The organism is [Enterobacter] lignolyticus SCF1, assembly GCF_000164865.1.
Taxonomy (GTDB): domain Bacteria; phylum Pseudomonadota; class Gammaproteobacteria; order Enterobacterales; family Enterobacteriaceae; genus Enterobacter_B; species Enterobacter_B lignolyticus.
Genome location: NC_014618.1, coordinates 1,035,032 through 1,058,103, shown reverse-complemented (window position 1 = coordinate 1,058,103; position 23,072 = coordinate 1,035,032). Strand labels below are relative to the sequence as shown.

Annotated in this window: 24 protein-coding genes; 2 read left to right on the top strand and 22 right to left on the bottom strand. The window is 50.7% G+C overall.

Annotated elements, in window-relative coordinates; genetic code table 11:
• Positions 1–125: 125 nt before the first annotated feature.
• The 18 genes from ENTCL_RS05035 to ENTCL_RS04960 form a co-directional block, all read right to left on the bottom strand.
• Complete coding sequence (locus tag ENTCL_RS05035) at positions 126–611, bottom strand: hypothetical protein (protein WP_013365034.1); 486 nt, start codon at positions 609–611, stop codon at positions 126–128.
• Positions 599–1,426 (bottom strand): hypothetical protein, encoded by an 828-nt coding sequence (locus tag ENTCL_RS05030; protein WP_013365033.1) that lies wholly within the window; start codon positions 1,424–1,426, stop codon positions 599–601. The genes ENTCL_RS05035 and ENTCL_RS05030 overlap by 13 nt, the downstream gene beginning before the upstream one ends.
• 1 nt (position 1,427) lies before the next feature.
• The gene (locus ENTCL_RS05025; RefSeq protein WP_013365032.1) at positions 1,428–1,988 is read right to left on the bottom strand and encodes a hypothetical protein; all 561 of its coding nucleotides are present in this window, start codon (positions 1,986–1,988) and stop codon (positions 1,428–1,430) included.
• 3 nt (positions 1,989–1,991) lie between these two features.
• Complete coding sequence (locus tag ENTCL_RS05020; protein WP_013365031.1) at positions 1,992–3,449, bottom strand: type IV pilus biogenesis protein; 1,458 nt, start codon at positions 3,447–3,449, stop codon at positions 1,992–1,994.
• An 18-nt stretch (positions 3,450–3,467) separates the two neighbouring features.
• Complete coding sequence (locus ENTCL_RS05015; protein WP_013365030.1) at positions 3,468–3,896, bottom strand: TcpQ domain-containing protein; 429 nt, start codon at positions 3,894–3,896, stop codon at positions 3,468–3,470.
• A gap of 16 nt (positions 3,897–3,912) precedes the next feature.
• Positions 3,913–5,484, bottom strand: a complete 1,572-nt coding sequence (locus ENTCL_RS05010; protein ID WP_013365029.1) for a type II secretion system protein — start codon at positions 5,482–5,484, stop codon at positions 3,913–3,915.
• Between the two features lie 65 nt (positions 5,485–5,549).
• Positions 5,550–6,272 carry a type IV pilus major pilin gene (locus ENTCL_RS05005; RefSeq protein WP_013365028.1) on the bottom strand — a complete coding sequence of 241 codons (723 nt, stop codon included), beginning with the start codon at positions 6,270–6,272 and terminating at the stop codon, positions 5,550–5,552.
• Positions 6,273–6,573: 301 nt separating this feature from the next.
• Complete coding sequence (locus ENTCL_RS04995; RefSeq protein WP_013365027.1) at positions 6,574–7,011, bottom strand: lytic transglycosylase domain-containing protein; 438 nt, start codon at positions 7,009–7,011, stop codon at positions 6,574–6,576.
• Positions 7,012–7,050: 39 nt separating this feature from the next.
• Positions 7,051–7,962 carry a transcriptional regulator HilD gene (gene hilD, locus ENTCL_RS22665; RefSeq protein WP_013365026.1) on the bottom strand — a complete coding sequence of 304 codons (912 nt, stop codon included), beginning with the start codon at positions 7,960–7,962 and terminating at the stop codon, positions 7,051–7,053.
• Positions 7,963–8,050: 88 nt separating this feature from the next.
• Positions 8,051–8,827, bottom strand: a complete 777-nt coding sequence (locus tag ENTCL_RS22660; protein WP_013365025.1) for a YaiO family outer membrane beta-barrel protein — start codon at positions 8,825–8,827, stop codon at positions 8,051–8,053.
• Positions 8,824–9,435 carry an acetyltransferase gene (locus ENTCL_RS22655; RefSeq protein ID WP_420805092.1) on the bottom strand — a complete coding sequence of 204 codons (612 nt, stop codon included), beginning with the start codon at positions 9,433–9,435 and terminating at the stop codon, positions 8,824–8,826. The genes ENTCL_RS22660 and ENTCL_RS22655 overlap by 4 nt, the downstream gene beginning before the upstream one ends.
• Positions 9,368–10,591 (bottom strand): glycosyltransferase family 2 protein, encoded by a 1,224-nt coding sequence (locus ENTCL_RS22650; RefSeq protein ID WP_013365023.1) that lies wholly within the window; start codon positions 10,589–10,591, stop codon positions 9,368–9,370. Before ENTCL_RS22650 ends, ENTCL_RS22655 begins: the two co-directional genes overlap by 68 nt.
• 2 nt (positions 10,592–10,593) lie before the next feature.
• Positions 10,594–11,241, bottom strand: a complete 648-nt coding sequence (locus ENTCL_RS04985; protein ID WP_013365022.1) for a PIG-L deacetylase family protein — start codon at positions 11,239–11,241, stop codon at positions 10,594–10,596.
• Between the two features lie 772 nt (positions 11,242–12,013).
• Positions 12,014–12,637, bottom strand: a complete 624-nt coding sequence (dsbA, locus tag ENTCL_RS04980) for a thiol:disulfide interchange protein DsbA (RefSeq protein WP_013365021.1) — start codon at positions 12,635–12,637, stop codon at positions 12,014–12,016.
• A gap of 148 nt (positions 12,638–12,785) precedes the next feature.
• Positions 12,786–13,802 (bottom strand): HoxN/HupN/NixA family nickel/cobalt transporter, encoded by a 1,017-nt coding sequence (locus ENTCL_RS04975; RefSeq protein ID WP_418112712.1) that lies wholly within the window; start codon positions 13,800–13,802, stop codon positions 12,786–12,788.
• 13 nt (positions 13,803–13,815) lie between these two features.
• Positions 13,816–16,035, bottom strand: a complete 2,220-nt coding sequence (gene hypF, locus ENTCL_RS04970; RefSeq protein ID WP_013365019.1) for a carbamoyltransferase HypF — start codon at positions 16,033–16,035, stop codon at positions 13,816–13,818.
• Between the two features lie 8 nt (positions 16,036–16,043).
• Positions 16,044–16,571, bottom strand: coding sequence for an electron transport protein HydN (hydN, locus tag ENTCL_RS04965; RefSeq protein ID WP_013365018.1), 528 nt, complete (start codon positions 16,569–16,571; stop codon positions 16,044–16,046).
• A 138-nt stretch (positions 16,572–16,709) separates the two neighbouring features.
• A complete protein-coding gene (locus ENTCL_RS04960; RefSeq protein ID WP_013365017.1) occupies positions 16,710–17,723 on the bottom strand; it encodes a LacI family DNA-binding transcriptional regulator in 1,014 nt (337 codons plus the stop codon).
• Positions 17,724–17,959: 236 nt separating this feature from the next.
• Between ENTCL_RS04960 and ascF the strand changes: the two genes are divergently transcribed.
• Positions 17,960–19,402, top strand: a complete 1,443-nt coding sequence (ascF, locus tag ENTCL_RS04955; RefSeq protein WP_013365016.1) for a PTS cellobiose/arbutin/salicin transporter subunit IIBC — start codon at positions 17,960–17,962, stop codon at positions 19,400–19,402.
• A gap of 21 nt (positions 19,403–19,423) precedes the next feature.
• Entirely contained in the window at positions 19,424–20,848 is a 1,425-nt protein-coding gene (locus tag ENTCL_RS04950; RefSeq protein ID WP_013365015.1) for a 6-phospho-beta-glucosidase, read from the top strand.
• Between the two features lie 44 nt (positions 20,849–20,892).
• On the opposite strand, the gene hycI is transcribed toward ENTCL_RS04950, so the two are convergent.
• The 4 genes from hycI to ENTCL_RS04930 are packed head-to-tail and all read right to left on the bottom strand — an operon-like array spanning position 20,893 to position 23,057.
• Positions 20,893–21,348, bottom strand: coding sequence for a hydrogenase maturation peptidase HycI (hycI, locus tag ENTCL_RS04945; protein WP_013365014.1), 456 nt, complete (start codon positions 21,346–21,348; stop codon positions 20,893–20,895).
• Positions 21,341–21,751 (bottom strand): formate hydrogenlyase maturation HycH family protein, encoded by a 411-nt coding sequence (locus ENTCL_RS04940; RefSeq protein ID WP_013365013.1) that lies wholly within the window; start codon positions 21,749–21,751, stop codon positions 21,341–21,343. The genes hycI and ENTCL_RS04940 overlap by 8 nt, the downstream gene beginning before the upstream one ends.
• On the bottom strand, positions 21,748–22,515 hold the full coding sequence (locus ENTCL_RS04935) for an NADH-quinone oxidoreductase subunit B family protein (protein WP_013365012.1): 768 nt from the start codon (positions 22,513–22,515) through the stop codon (positions 21,748–21,750). Before ENTCL_RS04935 ends, ENTCL_RS04940 begins: the two co-directional genes overlap by 4 nt.
• A complete protein-coding gene (locus tag ENTCL_RS04930) occupies positions 22,515–23,057 on the bottom strand; it encodes a formate hydrogenlyase complex iron-sulfur subunit (protein WP_013365011.1) in 543 nt (180 codons plus the stop codon). The genes ENTCL_RS04935 and ENTCL_RS04930 overlap by 1 nt, the downstream gene beginning before the upstream one ends.
• Positions 23,058–23,072: the final 15 nt, after the last annotated feature.

The window sequence follows — 23,072 nt, the reverse complement described above, 5'->3', positions numbered from 1 at the left end:
TTTTAAAATAAAGTAGAAATGCTCATCCTGCTTACCAATAAGAATTTCTTCTTCCACTATAAAAAATTGCCAAAACTCGTTTCTATAGGCATGACTATTGATATTTCTAAGTTCTATTTTATCCACTATTGTATTTCCTTCAAAAGGAACTTTTGGCTCCCTTGTGAAACAAACTTATATTTTTTGGCGTTATCTGCAACAAAAATATCAGATGGTTTACGAAGTTTGATATTGTCCCCATCCTTAACAAGAATTCTCGGTAAGCCGGCGACTTCGGATATTAATAAAATAGCCGGTACCTCAGTGGCAATCACCGGTTTAAGCTCTGCTGTACTATCAGTCACCGCCGGAGAAGAAAGCTGTGGTATTACCTGGCCGTCTGCCTTTAATTTATTTAGTTCATTGCGTAATTTTTCTAATGCGAGTTGGTTACTGAGCTGCCTTTTCTGTGCCTCAAAGTTGAAATCTTCCTCCAACAGGCGAACAATTTGCTCCTGACCAGGGCTGGCCAATGAAGAAGCACCATTTACTTCCTGCGCCGCAACGCTTGCACATGCAGATAATGTCGCTACTGCAATACTAAAAACTGATATGATATTTAGTTGGCGCATAATAAAGTTCCTGAAACCTCTACTTCGGATGATTTTTTCTTTTCTACTTTATTCACGAGAAAAGATTCATTATAAGCCTGACGCCCCAAAAAAGATGATATCTCTCGTATATTGTCAGGTAATATGGTAGTCCATTGCACATTGAGGAACCCATAAAGATTCTTCACATCAGGTAGAATATGTTCCACAGCACTAATTTCAGACTGGGGGTAACCAGAAATGTTTACCTTGTTTTTGCCATCAGCGACCATAGAGTTAAATGAATGTACATAGTTCACTAGCTCACTGCATTTCGCGACGGCGATAGGCTTTCTTAACTTGTATTTTTCAATCAAACTATCATTACTCAATAACGATGGGCTAACCATATATTCTAATCCTTTGTCTGAAATATTTGCCTTGAAGTTATTATTGAATATAGATAGTTCTTGAACATTAAATATTCTGCCACTTAAAGATTTATAGCTAAAAGTACATTTCGATAGATCGCAAACATAGCTATCAAGATTAAACCCAGATAAAGACAACGGAATACTGCTTTTGTTAATTTCTAAAAGTGAATTCACAAATTGCGATAATGGCGCGCCGTTTAAGATCCTGAAGTAATAATCATCAATTGACTTTTTTTTCCTTGAAAGTTCCTGCTCCGTTTTTACTCTCTCTGCCTCCATTAAAGATTCTTGATGCTGGAAATAGTACCATGCGCCGCCAGCAATGAGTCCAAAGAGAATAAATGAGACCATGCCAATGATCAGATACGACTGTCGTTGAATCTTGGCTATATAATTTTTCCAGTTTGAATTAGATAAACTCATATCAAGTCCCTATGAAAACCTTAAGCACTACACCAAATAATGATAAAAAGAGCACACCTATTCCAAGCATCATAGATAAATACGTGACTTTCTTCTTGCTAACACTCTTTTTATAATTGTGATTGGTTTCCAGCACCTCTTCAATATGAGCAATGGTTAAGCAATTCCATGACAAAGATGCATAATCGCTCGATAGTATATACTCACGATAACATTCAAAAAATGCACCATCTAAAAAAATATCAGTTCCTTCAATAACTTCGCCGTTGTAAATTGCTAACAGATAGTTCTCGTCGTCAGAATCATTTGTATAGTAAATACCGTCACCAAAAACATTACGGACGTAGAGCGCGAAGGGTTCACCTAGAGCGTAAACTTCTGAACTGTAACCTGAACACACTTTCTTGTCTGCATTAAGATACTCAATCCGCCGATGGTGTTTTTCTGCTACGCGCCTCCAGCTCCTTTGTCTGGCATCCGTCAGTTTTTTTGTCGTATTTTCCGATGAAACCCAAACGACTCCCAATGCTATTTTTTCATCTGCAATCTGCTCAAGCTTCATAATTTATGGCGCCATTACGGGAGCTCGATAATAATCTATCCCAACAATCATTGCGATAGTGTTATCACTATTCTCTCGGTTATAATTGCCACCAAATATCATTGCACCACGATCGTCGTTCTCCTCCCCACCTTCGTATTTAGCAACAACCATAAGCGTTCCCGGTTTAAGAACAGAGGTATTAAACATTTCCGTCGTACTGACATTTGGCAACTGAACAGATTCAAAATTTTCCACAGAGTTGAGCGTCTTTTTAGTAAATGCGCTAACAACCTCAATAGTACCATTAGATAATATACGTGGTGTTAATATAAAACTAGAACCCGTCACTACCTTATCAGTTTCAATAGTGGTATCAACGACAGATGTCAGTGAATTAGTCGTCTGCGTTCTTCCAGAAATATAGTTCTGTGTTTGAGTTAAATTTACAGGTACAGGCACATTATTCCGCGTAATAAATGTCCCGCTCTGCAGTACGTTTTTCCCGGTCAATTGATAGATCGCTTCAATTTTCCCCGAAATATTGAATTTTTGTTTACTTTCTAACGGAGTCCAGAAATCACGCCCAAAACTCGCTCCCGTTAGTGACGTGAGTAAACTGGGATCAATACCTAAATTTGTACCACCATTGAGATAGTTAACATTAGCGGCTGCACCAAGCTTTTGGACCTTCTTTTTGTCAATGGTAAATATTTTATAGGTCAATACAAACTGGCGATTGTTATCTTCACGATGCTTTTTCAGCACCTCTTCCAGCATACGATGCTCCGATGGGCGGCCTATGAATGCCAAAACAGAAGCGTCCTTAATAATATTATAATTACCGCTACTTACATACTGTTTAGCCATGTTATCGACATCATCCCAAAAGCTGGATTCAAACTTCAGCTCCGTCTTTCCTTTCAATCCACCGCTAGATGTAGCTTCATTACCAGAAAGATCGATGCTGGTTTCAAACTTATTATTTTCCCCATAAAAATCCAACTTGATAGCATAATGCTCATAATAGGAAATGTTTAAAATATTATTTTTATCAAGCTTTACACTAACATCATACAGTGCTGATACATAACGGATAAATTCATCTACCGTCCCATTAAAATTTACATTATGCAGTTCCTTTTGCACATCATCTTTCTTTTGCCCTGGGTAGGTTTCTTTAATTCTATAGGTCAACCCTGCCTGAGCGGCAACAGTACTCATCACCGTCTCAATGCTCATTATATCGAAACTGGTAATAGAAATTTTCTGCTCCAGGAGACGTTTTTTCTCCTCACTGTAAGCAACCGGCTTTCCCAAAAAAGGGGTATTGTAAATTGTAAAAGGAGAAGATTTTACCTCTTCTGCTTCCAGAATATCAGGGCTTTGAGCGAGTTTATTTTCTATCGAAAACTTTTCATCAAAAGACGAGCATCCCTGCAATGCAATCGCCATAAGCATTACTGATATTTTTAACTTCATGTTTGTTACACCTTATTATTACTGAGAGTCTATAACCAGCACGTTGTTCCCGGTATACAGTTTCACCACCAATCCATATTGTTCTGAAGAAAAAAGTTCTCCCAACGACCGCAGAATGTCTTCATTAGACTTTCCGTTAAACTTAACTTCTCTGTAGATAATATAGTCTTTATCACTACCCCAGAGCAGCTTATAGTTTTGAGTAACAGCCCATTTTTTAACTTCCTGGCTCAAGAGAGCGCCTTCATTAAGCGTAATGGAAGACCCCATGCCATTGTTATTAACTTTAGCTCTTTCAGTTATAACATTGGCTTCAGATAGACGGTCAACGCTAAAAGGGCTTTCTGGATTAGCTATTTTCTTTGTATTATTTGATGCAACAGGAGATGCAATCGCCTGTAAAGATAACGCACCCAAAATAATGGCTAAACTCCATTTTGCTTGCATATTTTTCTCCGTGAAATTAATTTTGTTCTTCAGTACTACACCAGGTTGTGATATTGACAGATAAAAACCTTGGATTTAAATATACCAATGCCGAGTTATCTATAGGGTTAAATACTCCCATGGTCGCTGTGATATACCATTTCCCTGCAGATTGATTCACCTGAATAGCTGTACCTGATAACTGACCCAACTGCCCGCCACTGTTTCTGTTAATAGAGAGTTGACTGAAGTCTGCTTTATATCCCCCCTGCCCATCCCTTGTATCGGCAACAATAGACGATACTGACGCCGTCAGCCGTGGATGGAGTGTTGTACCGTCCGGGGCTACAGGACACTCCTGAATATTGAGCTCAATACGTCCTTCTTCAGTAGTCACATTGCCGGTATAATTGTCCGGATTTGTTATTACCAGATGATTTTCAGTACTGTTTCCAAATGCAGAATAGATTGTATTGGGAATTGTCCTGTATACTTTTTTCCCTGCATCCGTTAAAGAAGTCTCTTCCACTAAAACATTCGCCAACAGCGTCGCCGGATTACCTGCATCATCATTGAGTTTTAGCAATGAAGCATCATTGTTATTGCTATCGCTACCTACCGCTTGCGTAAGACATAATTTGCTGGTACCTGTATTTAGATCCCAACACAAGCCTGGCTCATTGTTATTTGCGCCAGAACCTTTAGTTAGCACCAAGTTATTACCTGTATCATCAGCCGTCAGACAGGGGCCGGACATTTTGCTCGCTATATTCCAGCACACTTTATCAGTTCCAACACGACCATCGGCGCGTAAAAATTTTCCACTATTCGGATCGATACTTAACCGAAGGCCATAATTCTTGTTTTTATCTAAAGAAGCTAAATTTTTCGCCAGACTTGCCAACGTAACGGGCTGTCCGGCCACAGTAGCCAACCCCCATCCAGTCACGCCAGTGGAGCTGCGTTCGAGTACATAAATGTCCTTTAAAGTGATAGAGTATTTTTCTGCCGCTTTCTCAAGACTATTCACATAGTTGGTAAAAGAGAATGCATCATCAGGACTTAGTTTATCGTAGCTAAGTATAAAATCGACGCGATCTATTGCACTCCCGATAGAAGCATCTTTTCCTACGAAGTCTATTCGGTTGATACGAAAATCACTATTGGTTAACACACTCGGCTCATCACAGGGTATGTAATCATTCGTGAAGTCATACTTACCTTGTGTGCCCGTACTGATACAAAACTTCCGTGTAAAATGAATTCGGGTCGATTTACCCGCCCCCCAGTTAATGATCTCATTAGCATTAACTGACAGGGAATCCTCTAACCTTTTATTATTTGTACGGTTTGTATAAGGTTTGTTGGGTGTATCACTATACAATGGGTTAATTATCTCTTGTTCTTTACCCGGGCGCCCTACCAACACTTTCTCATCGGAAACAAACTTTAAAATACCATCAATCTCAGAAATTAATGCATTAGAAACAATCTGTCTCCTGGCTTCGTTCGCTTCCTTTTCTTTATATTTTACAATCGACATCATAGCCACGCCCATAATAGCGAGCGTGATAATCATTTCCAGAAGCGTGAAACCCTTCATTCTCATAACTAATTCCTGAGTAAAGATACTGGTCCTCCGGATGGAAAACCAGTATTCAGGGTTAATAATAATTAGCGGCTTGCCAGCGTAATGGAGTTAACGGTAGCAGTACAGGTAGCCAGGAGCTTGGCAGAATTCAGAGACTCCTGACCATCCGCACCAAGGCTACGCAGAATAGCAGTGCCATCTGATGCAGCAGTCATATCAACACCGCCTGCAGTCAGGGAGTAGTTGCCCGAACCAGACGTCCCTACAGCTACGTATTCCCAGTTGTTGCCAACCTGGCCCAGAATGGAACGACACTGTTCCTGACTCAGTCCATTCAGTTCCATGGCAAACCCTTTAAGGGCATTTGGACCAGTTGCACCAGCTACGGTAATCGCACCGCCGATGCCGATGAAGTCACCAGAAATATTATTACGCACTTCATCCGGAGTGATTTTACCCAGCTGCGTCAGCTGAGCTGCGGAAATTGCATCGGTTGTAGTCTTAATCGTATCGCCCGTTAACGTCAATGGTGATACATATGCAGGGTATCTACCATCACGCTGGTAAGCATCCTTCATTGCAACGCGCACGGTATTGGTGTTGGTAACCAGTTCAGTCACCGCGCGAGAATCAAACGCACGCTGTGCCAGCACCACCACGCCTGCAGCAATCGTACCGATAATACCGAGAACGATAATAACTTCCAGGAGGCTCATACCACGCTGCTTACGCAGTTCCTGATATTGCGCCAGTTTTTTACGAGCTTGTTCCTTCAATGCCTGAGTTTTATTATAAACAACGATCATAACTACTCCTTTGAGGATACTATCTCAAGAGAACTGCTCTTGAGGATATTAAAAAGATCATGGGACCAGAATATAAACTCATCAAAGATCAATGGATTTACCCATGAAAGCATCAGTAAATAGATAACTCCCATAAGAAAACCACACCCAACCTTTCCCGGATAGACTATCCATTTATGGTTTTTTACATTCATCCATTTCATTAGCAATGATTCATCACTGAAATTCACTAACACGATAATTATAGAAATTAACATCCTGTAACGTTATCGTTAACAGAGCCGATAGTGTAATTTTAAGCTCACATGCCAGGTTTTTCTTTTCGCTTTATGATCTGATAGTGCTTGCGCACTTTTTTCGCATACTGCTGTCGCTTTTTTATTTGTCGCGGCTTGGTTGAAAAACCCGCATTGTATGCACCGACTGCATCCCAGTTATTCCCAACTCTGTTCATGGCCAGCTTTAAGAAATATGTACCAACATAAATATTTATACATTTATCCAGCAACAGTTCAGGACTAACATCAAATTTTTGCAGGTAGCTAAAGTGCTGCGAATCAATTTGCATAATCCCAACGCCGAATCCCTTTGTAGGGTTTTTGCCGATAGCTAAATGATCAAAATTTGATTCAACCCTGGCTATTGCACGTAAAAGATCCGGGTCGATATAACTATCACGCCCTGCATTCTCGAAACAATCCGCGATAACTGAATTGCAATAAAGAATAAAGAAAAACATCGCACCGCAGCGTTTTAAATAAAAATAAAACATAGTTAATCAATGATTTATCGAACGCATAAATGCTGATGGTGTAATATTGAATCTTTTTTTAAAGCAATAAATAAAATATGAGACGCTGTCATAACCGCATAAAACAGCAACTGTACTCACACTGTGTTTTCCAGCGCGCAATAGCTTTGTTGCCAAGTTCATTCTGGCAGTAAGGTAAAGCTCACTGAAAGTTGTTCCTTCTACAGCAAGTTTTCTCTTTAGTGTCGATGCGCTCATAAATATCATTGATGAAACATCAGCCAACTTCCACTGTCTTTCTGGTTCTGCGTAAATAATACTATAGACCTTATCTTTGACACTCATTTTTATAGAACGCGATAACATTCCTGCCGCCACCGGATGGCGAATAAAAAATGATAATACAAAGAGTAAAGAATTAGGAACTAAGCCACTATCTATGCTATCGCTTTTGAACTCGCCTGGCGAATGTTGTTTATCTTGACAAATTAATTTATTTTTTAATGAATCAAATACCTCGCGTCTGGCCGGGAAATCCTCGGTATAAACCACCCTCGGATGGTTGATTACCCCTGTTGGTATAGCTTGTAGATTTTCAGTCAGCAACTCGTACGTGCTCATCAATATATTATGCGGTACTTCTAATACTTCAAATGAAAGATGCCCATTGATATCTTCGAGGAGCACACTTACTGTTTGTTCCTTTTCAAGAACAATCATTCCGGGAGCTTCACATTCAATGATTTGTTTGCTTTCAGTTGTTATTTTTATATTTCCACTTCTGATGCAAACTAACGTAAATGAAGTCACGCAGAGATTATCTACTAAAATAGCCTCACGCGGTTTGCTTATGCACGATGATGATAGCGTGCAAATATTCCTGGGTTGTACCTGCATTGAATCAAGACCAGATACTTCCGCTAAATAATAGTTTCCCATACTCCCTCCTTAAGCAGAAATAGCAATAAACCAGCATATTCACTTTAACATCCATTAAAAGTGAAATAGCTCATGGATAAAAATCGCATTACCACCTAATATTCAATGATACATGACCAGAAAGTCCGCTGTAGCTATACAGAGGTGTTTCATACCATTGTTTTCCCAATAACACCCCTAGCGCCAGATCGTTTGTTAATGGCTGATTACGTTTTAGACTGATACTATGAAGTTTTCCACGTTGAACACCTGGCATCCAGTCATAAACATACGCGCCAGTCCCCGTACTTATCCATAACTGTGTACTCCCTTTTCCGGTGAAATCCTTTATTTTTAAAGATAGTAAATGACTATCACTATCTCCAGAACCGACCGTGTAATAATGTGAATAGCGATATGACGTAATTAACGAGCGGGTATATACACTCCCGCCAACTGACCAGGAGTTTACTTCCGTGTTTCCATAATATTCCGAATGCTTCCCACCTAACGTCAGTACTACTGGTTTAAGTACTTTAACGTTAATGTCGCCAAATACCTCGCGCTGAGCAAAAACGGGACTATTATCAGCAACTGACAGGCCAGACCTAGTAGAAATAGCTGGTGTCCAGTTATACCACAGAGTCCCTCTGCCTCGAGTTCCCTCAAACGATACGCCACCATTATATTCTCGCTTCCCATGAGCTACATTTAGTGCAACGGCACCATTATTTTCCAGTCGATTAACGGCCTCTATAAACGCAACGTTACGCTTTCCATATTGCGAGCTATAATCAGTATATTCATATCCTGCAGAAACTTCCCCAGCCGCATATGCGGGCAGGGTTAGTATCATACAAGGAAGAAAAAACAGGGTATTCCTCATGACTTCCTCTCTACATTTATCAATTCCTGTCGCAAACGGTAATCACCAACGGGCAAATTACGCTCAACGGTAATTCGCGGCGCCAGACGGGTTCCTGGCTGGATAATTCTTCCTGGTAAAATAATGACTTGTACTCCTAAAGCTGAGTCCGCGCCGATCAGACAACCGAGTTTCTCTCTTCCGGAGTCAATTATCTGGTTGCCAACATGAACACTGATTGTACGTCCATCGAGGCGGTGGTTGCTGGTTCTGACCTGCGCACCAAGATATACGCGTGGTTCAAGTACGCTGTCCGCAATAAAGCATTGCGGACCAATTCGCACACCGTCTTCAATTACAGACCCTTTGATCTCAGCAGCAAACCCCGTTCGTACGTCGTTTCCGAGAAAAGTTCCTGCGCGAATGAATGTATAATTACCAATAAGACAGTTTGAGCCTATTACTACGGGTCCTTCTAAAACCACACCATGGCATATTCTGCTACCGTGACCAATCAATACAGGCCCATTTTTCTCATCAATAACCGCACCGATAGAAATATTAACACCGGGATATTTCGGACCTTGTTGCAGATTCAGATTTTGATGCTGCTGCAGTCGTTTGTTTATCGACAACGGGGTGAGTCGATTCCACCATATGTGTATATCTTGTGGGTTTATCCCTTGTGGGCTCTCGGCCGGTGAAAAATGCAGGAACTCCATGAATCATCCATATTGCATAGGAAAGAAGAACATACAGTACTGACAAAGGTGCCAGCACAACCAAAGACAACGATCGGTGTAGCAGCGCGCTTAAAAAACCTATACTGCATACTATGGTTACCCATAACAGAGGAAAGATGGTCTGAAATACGCCGGCGATATCACTTTCCAATAATGACATTCCCCAGGCAGTCAGATAAATCAGTACACCGAAGGCAACCACAAAGAACATAGGTAAAATGCTGAATAAACCAAAACGCGTAAGCAGTATTTTTCTGTGTAAACGTATGCAGACAGCATAACCGACAATCCAGCGACGCCAGCGCTTCCACTCCTCACGTAATGTATTGCACTCCTGAGGGTAAACAATACAACGGTTACACTGCCGGATGCGATACCCTCTCTGAACCAATGTCCATGTCAGATCGAGATCCTCTACTTTTGTTCGATCGGAAAAGCCATGTTTCAGCAATACTTCCGTGCGGAACATGCCGCACGCCCCACTGATAATAAATGGAGCTCCGCCCAAAACCTGTTGTAACGTACGCTTCATCGCAATCATTGGGAGTTTAACTGTCGCGCGAATATGCGGGAGAACCCCTGCAACTCTTAAATCTGAAGAAGGTATTCCACCAACAGCATCCGCGCCCCGTTCAATTTCTGCCAACAAAAAACCAAGTCCATCACTATCAGAAGGAATACGCGTATCGGCATCGCTAAGAAATACATGTTCCGCTGTTGCATGTTTTACGCCATTCATCAGCGCACCTCCTTTACCCGTATTTTTTTGATGAATAACTAACAGTCGTTCTCCCCACCTCGCAGCCATCATTTCCAGTACCTTTGCCGTATCATCTGTCGAACCATCATTAACGCAAATGACCCGCTTTATATATCGATTATTCAGCAAACTCGTCAGAGAAGCCTCAAGGCATGGAGCTTCATTAAATGCAGGGATAATAGCTTCAACAGAATCCAGATTCTGGCTAGGCTTTCGCCGCAGGATAACCAGAAGATAAAGCAGCATTGCCATACACATCATCATGAAAATTAACGTTTTCATGCTTAAAGCACCATTTTATGAATACTGAATGCTTCACTCATTTCGCATCCCACCTGTTGTCCTCGAAAACGGGCAACAGCACGTACCTGATCGGGTTGCATATAGTTTCGGTGCAATTGGCTATTATGTGCCTGCAAAGCAACTATTTTCTTATCCATATTATCCTGACTTATTTCGGCATATACGTGCGGAGCAAAAGATGCCCACGTACTCGGTGTTTCGTAACATAGAATTTGCCGAGCCATGCGACAGGCAACAATGGATGCATCATAAACAATACGGTGATCCTGATGACGATCGCTACGACACATTGTGTAAACTCGCGATACCCCCTCCGCTAGATGGATATGTCCGTAGATGGCGTCTTCCAATGCTTTAATAACAGCATCTAACTGCATTCCGAGACGTGTATCATCAAAATCGAAGTTAATTACCTGCGTGATACCTAAATGTGCTAATGCTGTTCTTGTTTCAGCAACCCTGTTAACACTTTCATGGCATCCTGCTTTTCCTTCAGTTAGAACGATTGCAATTATTGAAACCCCGATATCGGCATAGTGAGCCAGGCTTCCACCACATCCAAACTCGATATCATCCGGGTGTGCACCTATGGCTAAAATATTTTTAAGTTCAGTTTTTAGACTTAACATAAAGGGTTTTCTTCCTTCTCACTTTAGCTTTCTCAGTCCCTATAGGTACTTACCGCCCGAGGCATTCACTCACATTAATAAAAAGAGCACTGACAATATTAATATAAACAAACCAGCTAACTAAAATAATCTCTTTAAAAACACGTAATGAGCGTGCTCTTTATTAAAGATTAAATATTAGCTCAACATTCCCTCACTTCTTATGTAGGTAATACCCTACCCGATCGATTATCTTGCGTAAATACAATAATCAGACCAATAACAAATCAAACAGTCAAAACAAAAGCACAAAACACCAACAAACACATAAAATTAAGTTGAAAACATCAAAATGACACACAAAAATCTATACAATCCATTAAATTTAACACCAGTTATGTTTTTTTATATTACATAAAAATAAATTAACAAATTATCGCAATATTAATACTTTACTTATTTATGCGAAACTGGATTAAGCAAATGCCAATAATTTAATTTTCCACGAAATTGTTTCTTCAGATATTAAATAGCACTAATTCGATAAAACCGAATAATAAGATCGAAAAAGCAATGGCAGTATTTTAAATAGTAAAGGAATCGCAGCTGACCAAACTTGTTACGGTACCAGGAGCACCTCACGGATACAGTCAAGTGCTGGAGCACATAGTAAGATGGATGCATTATTAATGCGGGAAAGGGAATAGGGCGTATTAGGTAGAGATATAACAAAGCAGCGGTCAGGTCCCCGCTGCTGGCATTACTGCATAAATAGCCAACAGCGGGGCGGCCATTAACGGGTAGTCAAAAGGTAATCAACCGTCTCAGCAAAATGCGTCACAAACGCGCTGACATCCTGGGTATTAAGCCCTTTCGGGTTTACCTGGTATTGCCCTTTAACAAACATGGCGGGCACGCCGGATAGCTCAACCGCCTGCGCCATGGCGTTCTGCTTTGCCGTTAAGGATTTCACCGCAAAGCTATTCCATGCCGCGTCGAAGTCACTGGCATTAACCCCCGCTTTTTCGAAAACAGCGCGAATATCGTCAACGGTGTTAACCGACCGATTTTTTTGCACCGCTTCAAACATCAGCGGCTTGACCTTGTCCTCTACCTGCAACAGTTTTGCGACCGACCAGGCGTGGGTAAGATCTTCGCCTAATGGGCCCATAAAGCTGGCGTGGTATTGCGTTAACGTCACGCCGGAAGGCAGCTTTTTCTTCACGCTGTCAGCCACTTTCATCACTTCATCGTACTGATAGCAGGAGGGGCAATAAAAGGAGAAGAACTCAAGCACGGGGGGCGCATCCTGCACCGTTTTTTTCAGAGAGACGAACTCTTTTCCATCAGAGTAAGAAGCGGCCTGTGCGCCAAACGAAAGTAACAGAGCAACGAAGGGAAGCAGATACTTTTTCATTTCCATATGCCTGGTTAAAAGGTGATATATAAAATTTATATGAATAATTCATTGATTATTCACATAATTTATAATAACAACGAGCACAGGGAAAAACGTCTTCCCTTACGCTCATTTACGTATCCCCTTTCAACCGCCCCTGCCGGTATCAGTGCCGGACCGCCAGCGAATCGTATCCCCGCCAGCGGTAGTTGAGCATCGACACGCCCCAGCACAGCGCAAACAGGCCGATAACCATAAACCCGGCGTTGCCGAGGTTCTCGTTCAGCGCGCCAATCCACGCCCACACGCCGCCGCTGAGCGCAAACTTATCCCTCACCAGCCCCAGAGCTTCCAGGCCGCCGATAAACAGCGCCACGACAACGGAGGTGCCGGTGATGGTCATGTTGTAGTACAGCTTGCGCTGCGGCTTGTTGAACGCCCAGCCGTAGGCCCCGACCATCAGCACGTTATCGAGCGTATCGACCAGCGCCATGGCGCTGGCGAAGAGCGCCGGAAACACCATGATCGACCAGATAGCGATACCGCTGGAGGCGCTGGCCGCAGACAGCCCCAGCACGCCGATTTCCGTCGCCGTATCAAACCCGAGGCCGAACAAAAAACCCACCAGATACATCTGCCAGCTCTTGTTCACCAGGCGGAACGTTTTGCCGAACAGCCAGCTCATCATGCCGCCGCCGGTCGCCACGCTCTCGCTAAACGGCTTCCCTTGCTTAAACGCCTGAAAGCTGTGCCAGACGCTGCGCAAAATCACGAGGTTGACGAAGGCCATCGCCAGCAAAAACGCGGAAGACACCGCCGTGCCGATCAGGCTACCGGCGTCGTGAAGCCAGGCCATATCCCGGCTGAAGGCCGTTGCCGTTGCGGCAATCGCCGCCGAGGCCAGCACCACAATCGACGAGTGGCCGAGCGAAAACCATGCTCCAACGCCGAACGGGCGCCTGCCCTGCTGCATCATTTTGCGCGTGACGTTATCAATCGCCGCGATATGGTCGGCATCCACCGCATGGCGCAGGCCATAGCCCCAGGCCAGCAGGCTGGCCGCCATCAGCGCGCCGCTGTGGCCGAAAGCCCGCCACGCCCAGCACCAGGCCAGCAGATTGGCGACCAGCAGCAGGAAAATCAGCAGCGCCGCGCGCGGCTGCAGGCGGAGTCGTCGGGTCATCCTCATGGCGTACTTACCCCTGAAGCCGGGCGGCGGCGATGACCGCCTGCCCGTAAGCAATCGCGCCATCGCCCGCAGGCAGCAGCGCCGGAAAGAGAAGCGTAAAATCGGCAAGCCTGACCGCCAGACGCGATTTTAACAGCCGGTTATGCAGCACGCCGCCGCTGCAGGCAATCGTGGTGATACCGCGCTGAGCGGCGTGGTGGCGGGCAAGGTCGGCAAGCCCCTGCGCCAGCGCATCGTGAAACGCCCAGGCTTTCTGCGCCGCAGGCGCCTGCCAGCGCAGCCACTGCGTCCAGAATACGGCCAGATCCAGCTCGCCGTCCCGCAGCGGCAGCGTCACCGGATGCGTCACGCCGCCGCACTGCAGCGCCATCGCCTCCAGCAGGCAGGCCGCTTCGCCCTCGTAGCTGAGCGTATCGGGCGCGCAGCCGAGCGCGCTGGCGACCGCGTCAAACAGCCGTCCGCAGGACGACGCCAGCGGCGCGTTAATTCCCCGTTCGATCGCCCTCGCCAGCGGCAGCCAGGGCTGCCGCAACAGCGCGTGCGCGGCCTCCAGCTGCTGCCAGTCCGGCACAAACGCCAGGCAGTGCGCCAGCAGGTTGCGCCACGGCTGACGCGCGGCCAGATCGCCGCCGGGCAGCGCCACGGCGGGCAGCCCGCCAAGGCGTTCGCACTCGCGGTAGTTCACCCGCAGGCACTCGCCGCCCCACAGGGCGCCGTCCTCCCCCATGCCGATGCCGTCCAGCGTCAATGCGATAACGTCGCCGCCCTCCAGCGGCCAGCGATGTTCGGCCAGGCAGGCCGCCACATGCGCATGGTGGTGCAAAACGGTGATGTGCGGCTGCGGCATCGCGCGCGCCCACTGGCTGGAGCGGTAGCCCGGATGCGCATCCGACACGACCTGCTGCGGAGTAAAATCATAGATGGCCTGCATCAGCGTCAGCGCGCTGCGCCACTGCGTTTCCACGCCCTCATCGGTAAGGTCGCCAAAATGCTGGCTGAGCACGGCCTGCTGGCCGCGCGCCAGACAAAAGGTGTTTTTCAGGTCGGCACCAAGACACAGCAGCGGCGGAACGTCGGTAAAGCCCGGCGGCAGCGGCAGCGCGTCAGGCACATAGCCGCGCGCGCGGCGCAGCATTTCGCCGCTCTGCCGTACCAGCGAGTCGTCCATCCGCTGCACGATATCGCGGTTATGCAGCAAAAAACCGTCGGCGATAGCGGCTAAATCATCGCACGCATCCGCATTGCAGAGCGCGGGCGGTTTGCCGCTCAGGTTGCCGGACGTCATCACCAGCGGGCGCTTTAACGCCTGCATCAGCAGATGCTGAACCGGGTTCGCCGGGCGCATCACGCCCACCTCCGCCAGCCCTGGCGCAATGCCTGCGCATACGCCGTCAACGGCCGCTTTCGCCACCAGCACAATAGGCGCTGCGGGCAGCGCCAGCAGGGTCCTGGCGCTGGCAGGCAGGTGGCTGGCGTCAGGGATCATCACCGCCAGCGGCTTCGCCGGCCGTCGCTTGCGCGCCCGCAGCGTTGCAACCGCCTCATCGTTACCGGCATCGCACACCAGATGGAACCCGCCCAGCCCTTTTACCGCCACAATGCCGCCCGATGACAGCAGATTCACCGCAGCAAGCAGCGCCGCCTCACCGCGATGGCTGACGCCGCCGTGCCGCCAGGTCAGCGCCGGACCGCAGTCGGCGCAGGCCACCGGCTGCGCATGGAAGCGTCTGTCGTGCGGGTTGCGGTATTCGGCCTCGCAGGCGGGGCACAGCGGAAAGGCGGCCATCACCGTAAACGGGCGGTCGTAGGGCATGGCGTTGATGATGGTAAAGCGCGGCCCGCAGTGGGTGCAGTTGATAAACGGATAGCGGTAGCGGCGGTTATCGGGATCGTTCATCTCCGCCAGGCAGGCCGGGCAGGTCGCCGCATCCGGCACAATCTGCGTGCTCATGCTGCCCGCCTCGCTCTGACGGATGGTAAAGTCTTCCGGCAGCTCGTCCCAGCTGAACGGCGTGGTCTGTACCGCATCGATGCGCGCCAGCGGCGGGCAGCGGGCGTAGAGCTGTGCCACGAACCCCGCATCGGCGCCCACAAGATGCACCAGCACCCCTTCGCTGTCGTTGCTGACGTCACCGCGGCGGTTAAGCTGCTGCGCCAGCTGCCAGACAAAGGGGCGAAACCCGACGCCCTGCACTTTGCCGCGAATGCGGATGGCCACCCCGTTCATTCTGCTCCTTATCCGGCAAACGCCGCACGGCGGCGTTTTTCGGCGCTCATCTGTTCCAGACGGTTGCGATCCACGCAGATCAGCGCATGGGTCGGACAGGCCGCCATGCACGCCGGACCTTCCGCACGATGATGGCAGAGATCGCATTTGTTGGCTTCGGCTTTTTCCGCCAGCACGTTCAGCCCCACGCCGCTGTTGCGGATAACCGGGCGCACCACCACCTCCATCGCCCCGTACGGACAGGCGACGACGCAGGTTTTACAGCCGATGCAGCGCTCCTGCATCACGTGGACAAACCCCTTATCGCGGCTTATCGCCCCGTTCGGGCAGACGTTCGCGCAGGGCGCGTCTTCGCACTGGCGGCAGGCGGTAGCGGTAGAAATATTCACGCCCTTGATCACATGAATACGCGGCAGGAAGCTCTGCGGCGTCAGCGCGGCGCAGTCCTGATTTTCCTGATGCGATACCACGCACGCCACTTCGCAGGTCCGGCAGCCAATGCACTTGCTTGCATCAGCGATGATGAAACGGTTCATCAAAATCTCCAGCAGAAATCATTAACCCGTAACGGTATGCATAATTCGCGCCATATTTTAACTACTTGTTTCTCATGCGGTTAGATGAGGTATCCGCAATACCTGACGCTGTCATCGTCACTTCTGACGATGACAGCGTCAGGCCCGCGGTCCCGCCGTCACCGACTCGCGCAGGCACAGCTCGCCGGGGAAGGTCTGCTGGACGTTGAACTCGCCGCCGTCGAGCATAAAGATAAGGCGGTTGATGGTTTCCTGAATCATGGCGGTCACCGGGATTTTGACGCTGGACAGCGACGGCACGGTATAGGGCGCCAGCGCGATGTCATCAAAACCGATCACCGACACCTGCTGCGGCACGCGAATGCCGCGCAGGTGAAGCTGCCTGATGGCGCCTATCGCCATATCGTCATTACTGGCGACCAGCGAGCTGAAGGACGCATCGCGCGCCAGCAGCGTCTCGACGCCGCGGGCGCCGGTTTCCGGGGTCCACTTCCCTTCCACAATCAGCTCATCGCGCAGCGCAATGTCGTGCTGCGCCAGCGCCGACCTGTAGCCGGACAGGCGCTCCACCCCGGTCGGCGAATCCAGCGAGCCGGTGATAAACGCAATATCCCGGTGCCCGAGCGCAATCAGCTTTTCCACAGCGGCCTGGCTTGAGGCCTTGTGATCCGACCACACGCAGTGGCTGGCGTGGCGGCGCAGACGGCGGTTGAGCACCATAATGGGCTGCTGGTGCTGCTCAACTATCTCGTCCATCTCCTCTACGCTGAGAAAGCGCGGGTAGATGATGATGGCGTCACAGCGCAGGTCGAGCAGATACTGAATCGCGGCCCGCTCCTCGTCGGCGCTGTGCTTACCGTCCGCAAGGATCAGCTGGCGCCCCCGGTCTTCGGTCATCCGGGCAGCGTGGGATAGCAGTTCGCTGAAGTACACGCCGTGATACAGCGTGTTGGTCACCACCAGCCCCAGGGTCTGCGTGCTGCTGGTCGCCAGATTGCGCGCCAGCAGGTTTGGACGATAGCCGCTTTCAGCAATAGCCTCGAACACGCGATCCTTCGTCTCCTGGCTGACATAGCCGTTGCCCGACAAGACCCGGGATACGGTGGCTTTCGACACCCCCGCGCGTTTTGCTACCTCCAGCATGGTTGCCATCTTGCGTCGTCCTTAAAGAATAAAGTGCAGGCAGTGTACTTCAGCCCCCGGCGATTTTCAGCACCCGGTCACGATAAGTGATCTTATTCACGAAAGAGAAATAACATCAAAACATATCTTGCATCACACAATGAAACTAATCATGATTTTGTGGAACCGGTTTCCTACATGACGTTTCATCCCTGTCCTTGCAGGCGTGCAGATGTCCCTTACTGATAACACAGGATAGAAATCCGATGTCTAAAAACTATGCCGCGCTGGCCGGCGACGTTGTGCTGGCGCTGGGCGGCGCGGGCAACATTGTCGCCGCCACCCACTGTATGACCCGCCTGCGCTTTGTTTTGCAGGACCCGACCCTCGCGGACAGCGCGGCGCTGAAAAATATTAAGGGCGTGATGGGCGTCGTGCGCAGCGACAACCAGTGCCAGGTCATTATCGGCAATACCGTGTCCCAGGCCTACCGGGAAGTGGTCCGGCTGCTGCCGGAAAACCTGCAGCCCGCCGAACCCCAGGGCAAACCGCCGCTGACGCTGCGCCGGATCGGCGCCGGCATCCTCGATGCGCTGATTGGCACCATGTCGCCGCTGATCCCGGCGATTATCGGCGGGTCGATGGTCAAGCTGCTGGCGATGGTGCTGGAGATGAGCGGCGTGCTGCCGAAAGGCTCCCCGACCCTGACCATCCTCACCACCATCGGCGACGGCGCTTTCTTCTTCCTGCCACTGATGGTGGCCGCCTCCGCCGCCATCAAATTTAAAACCAACATGTCGCTGGCCATCGCCATCGCCGGCGTGCTGGTGCACCCGAGCTTTATTGAGCTGATGGCGAAAGCCGCGCAGGGCGAGCACGTCGAGTTTGCCCTTATCCCGGTGACGGCCGTGAAGTACACCTACACCGTGATCCCGGCGCTGGTGATGACCTGGTGTCTGTCGTATATCGAACGCTGGGTGGACCGTATCACCCCGGCGGTCACCAAAAACTTCCTCAAGCCGATGCTTATCGTGCTGATCGCCGCCCCGCTGGCCATCCTGCTGATTGGCCCCGTCGGTATCTGGATCGGCAGCGCCATCTCCGCGCTGGTGTACACCATTCACGGCTATCTGGGCTGGCTGTCGGTCGCCATCATGGGCGCGCTGTGGCCGCTGCTGGTGATGACCGGGATGCACCGCGTGTTCACCCCCACCATCATTCAGACCATCGCCGAAACCGGCAGGGAAGGCATGGTGATGCCGTCGGAAATCGGCGCCAACCTGTCGCTTGGCGGTTCGTCGCTCGCCGTGGCGTGGAAAACCAAAAACCCGGAGCTGCGCCAGACGGCGCTGGCCGCCGCCGCCTCGGCCATTCTGGCGGGGATCTCCGAACCGGCGCTGTACGGCGTGGCGGTACGTCTGAAGCGCCCGTTGATTGCCAGCCTGATAAGCGGGTTTGTCTGCGGCGCGGTGGCGGGCATCGCCGGGCTTGCCAGCCACTCGATGGCGGCGCCGGGGCTGTTCACCAGCGTGCAGTTCTTCGACCCGGCCAACCCGATGAGCATCGTCTGGGTCTTTGGGGTGATGGCGCTGGCGGTGGTGCTCTCTTTCGTCCTGACCCTGCTGCTGGGCTTTGAGGATATTCCGGTTGAACAGGACGCGGCGGATGCCCGTCGCGCCCAGGGCGTCACGACGCCTGCTAATTATTGACACTGATTCACGAGGTAATGCATGTCGAGTTTTCCGCAAGGATTTTTATGGGGCGGCGCACTGGCCGCCAACCAGTCTGAAGGCGCATGGCGGGAGGGCGGAAAGGGCTTAACCACCGTCGATACTATCCCGCACGGCGCCGGGCGCATGCCGGTGAAGCTGGGCCTGGAAAAGCGCTTTACCCTGCGCGACGACGAGTTTTACCCCAGCCATCAGGCCATCGATTTCTATCATCGCTATAAGGAAGATATCGCGCTGATGGCGGAGATGGGATTTACGGTCTTTCGCACCTCCATCGCCTGGAGCCGCATCTACCCGAAAGGCGACGAGCTGACGCCAAACCCGGAGGGTATTGCGTTTTACCGCGCGCTGTTCGAAGAGTGCAAGAAATACAACATTGAGCCGCTGGTCACGCTCTGCCACTTCGACGTGCCGATGCATCTGGTGGTGGAGTACGGCTCCTGGCGCAACCGCAAAATGGTTGAGTTTTTCACCCGCTATGCCCGCACCTGCTTCGAGGCTTTCGACGGGCTGGTGAAATACTGGCTCACCTTTAATGAAATCAACATCATGCTGCACAGCCCCTTCTCCGGCGCCGGGCTGGTGTTCGAAGAGGGCGAAAACCAGGATCAGGTGAAATACCAGGCCGCGCACCACGAGCTGGTGGCCAGCGCCCTTGCGACCCGCATCGCCCACGAGGTGAACCCGCAAAACCAGGTGGGCTGCATGCTGGCGGGCGGTAATTTTTACCCCTGGTCCTGCAAGCCGGAAGACGTCTGGGCGGCGCTGGAAAAAGACCGGGAAAACCTGTTCTTTATCGACGTGCAGGCGCGCGGCGCCTACCCGGCTTACTCCGCCCGCGTATTTCGTGAAAAAGGGATAAACATCGAAAAAGCGCCGGAAGATGACGACATCCTGAAAAACACCGTCGATTTCGTCTCCTTTAGCTACTATGCCTCCCGCTGCGCCTCGGCGGAGATGAACAGTCAGAACACCAGCGCGGCCAACGTAGTGAAATCGCTGAAAAACCCGTACATCAGCGCCAGCGAATGGGGCTGGGGCATCGACCCGCTCGGCCTGCGCATCACCATGAATATGATGTATGACCGCTATCAGAAGCCGCTGTTTCTGGTGGAAAACGGGCTGGGCGCGAAGGACGTGGTGGAGGCCAACGGCGAGATCAACGACGACTACCGTATCACCTATCTGCGCGAGCATATCCAGGCGATGGGCGAGGCCATTGCCGACGGCGTACCGCTTATCGGCTATACCACCTGGGGCTGTATCGACCTGGTGTCGGCCTCGACCGGTGAGATGAGCAAGCGCTACGGCTTTGTGTACGTCGATCGCGACGACGCGGGCAACGGTACGCTGGACAGAAAACGCAAGAAGTCGTTCTGGTGGTATAAGAAGGTGATTGCCAGTAACGGGGCGGACCTGGCGTAATGCGCTGTGCCGGGCGGCGCAAGCATCGCGCCGCCCGGCCCGGCTCAGAGCGGTGTAAAGCCGCCGTCGCCTTCCCACGCGGCCAGGCGCTGATACACCACTTCCACCGCTTCTTTAATTTTCGGCGTCATCGGGTAGTAAAAACCGACGATATCCGGCTGAATCCCCAGAAAAATCACCTCGCCGACGTCCTCTTTAAGCTGATCGACCAGGTAGTTCAGCGGCATATTATGGGTGGTCATCATAAACATTTCGGCGATATCGTCGGGATCCACGATGCGGATCTCGCCCGGATTTAGCCCCATGTCGGTGGCGTCGACGATCAGCAGCCGCTGCGGGCGCAGCTCCCGGATCGCCACCACCTCGTTTTCCGGCGCGCTGCCGCCGTCAAAAACCCGCCATTGTCCCTGGGGACGGGCGGCGCACATTTCCGCCAGCAGCGGCCCGGCGCCGTCGTCGCCCATCATGCTGTTGCCCACGCAGAGCAAAACGTCAGTCACGCAGCCTCCTCACCATCAGGTAGATGGCGTTTTCCTGGTAAATATCGTGCAGCATGCTGAGCATCAGCTTGCTGCAGGCCTGCTGCTGCGGGGTTTGTCGCGCCTGCGCGTCATCGAAGGCGCGCGCCAGCATATTGACGTGATTGCTGTCGATGACTATCTCGCCGTACTTCGGCACGCCCTCCATTTTACGCCGGGCTTCGCTGCCCTCCGCCAGCGTCGCGATCCAGGCCAGATACTCCGGCCACGGGCAGCTTAGCGCCGCCTCAAGACAGTCGATGACGCCAAGGTGGTGGCCAATCGCGAGGCTGTAGTAAACCACCTGCTGCGCGGCCGCGGGCGTTGCGTCGTTTTCATCAATAAACTTGCGGCTCAGCTGACTGAACACCACCGTTTCGCTCATCGGATGCGCGCCTCCTCAACCACCTGATTAAGATGCGTGACGATCTCGGTCAGGCGCGGATCGCTCTCCGCCTCCAGCCAGCGCAGTACCTGATGGTCGCCCTGCCCCAGCATGCGCATATAGTCATCGGCAATCTGGCGGCCATAGCGGTAGCCCGCCAGGCGACGCGCGGCGCGATCGATGCGTACGCGCAGCGGCTGTACCATCTCCGGATGCAGAATTTCGGTAGGTTTCTCGTCCAGCTCGCCCGGCGTGCGGGCGTGAATTTTCTGCTCCAGCAGCCCCAGCGCCATCGCGAAACCATACAGCGTGGCGGCAGGCGTCGGCGGGCAGCCGGGAATATACACGTCGACCGGGACGATTTTATCGGTGCCGCCCCAGACGCAGTACAGATCATGAAAAATGCCGCCGCTGTTGCCGCAGGCGCCGTAGGAGATACAAATTTTCGGGTCCGGCGCAGACTGCCAGGCGCGCAGCGCCGGAGAGCGCATCGCGCGGGTCACCGCGCCGGTAAACAGCAAAATGTCCGCATGGCGCGGCGACGGCACCACTTTGATCCCGAAGCGTTCGGCGTCAAACAGCGGCGACAGGGTGGCGAAAATCTCGATTTCGCAGCCGTTGCAGCCGCCGCAGTCAACGCGGTATACGTACGCGGAGCGTTTGATCTTCTTCAGGAGCGACGCCTTCATGCTGGCGATGGACTCGTCCACCGTCATCGGCACCGGCATTCCATTGTCATCGCGCGGCCCTAACAGATTGCTCATCAGCTGGCCTCTCTCATGTGGCGGGTGAGTTCAATACGATCGGACGGCACCAGGCATTTCTGGCGCTTGCATTCCGGGCAGGTTTCAAAGCTTTCGCGGTGGTTTTCCGCGCGGCTGTCGCCGTTGTGCTTAAGCAGCGCGATGGCGTAATCAATCTCTTTTTGCACGGCGAACGGGCGCTGGCATACGCGGCAGCTGCACAGCGCAAAGCGCGACTGCTGGAGGAAATCTTCTTTCTTCCACACCGCCAGCTCATACTCCTGAGACAGCCTGATGGCCGCCGTCGGACACACCTCTTCGCAGCGGCCGCAGAAAATGCAGCGCCCCAGGTTGAACTGCCACGCCAGCGCATTGCCGGCGAGGTCGGTTTCTACCGTCAGCGCGTTGGACGGACAGGCGTTAACGCAGGCCGCGCAGCCGATGCACTGCTGCGGGCTATGCTCCGGTTTGCCGCGGAAGTTTTTATCCACCTCGATAGGCTGCAGCGGATACGCGGCCGTAGCGGTGCCGGTTTTTAACGCTTTTTTGATAAAAGTAAACATGATGGCTCCGTTAAC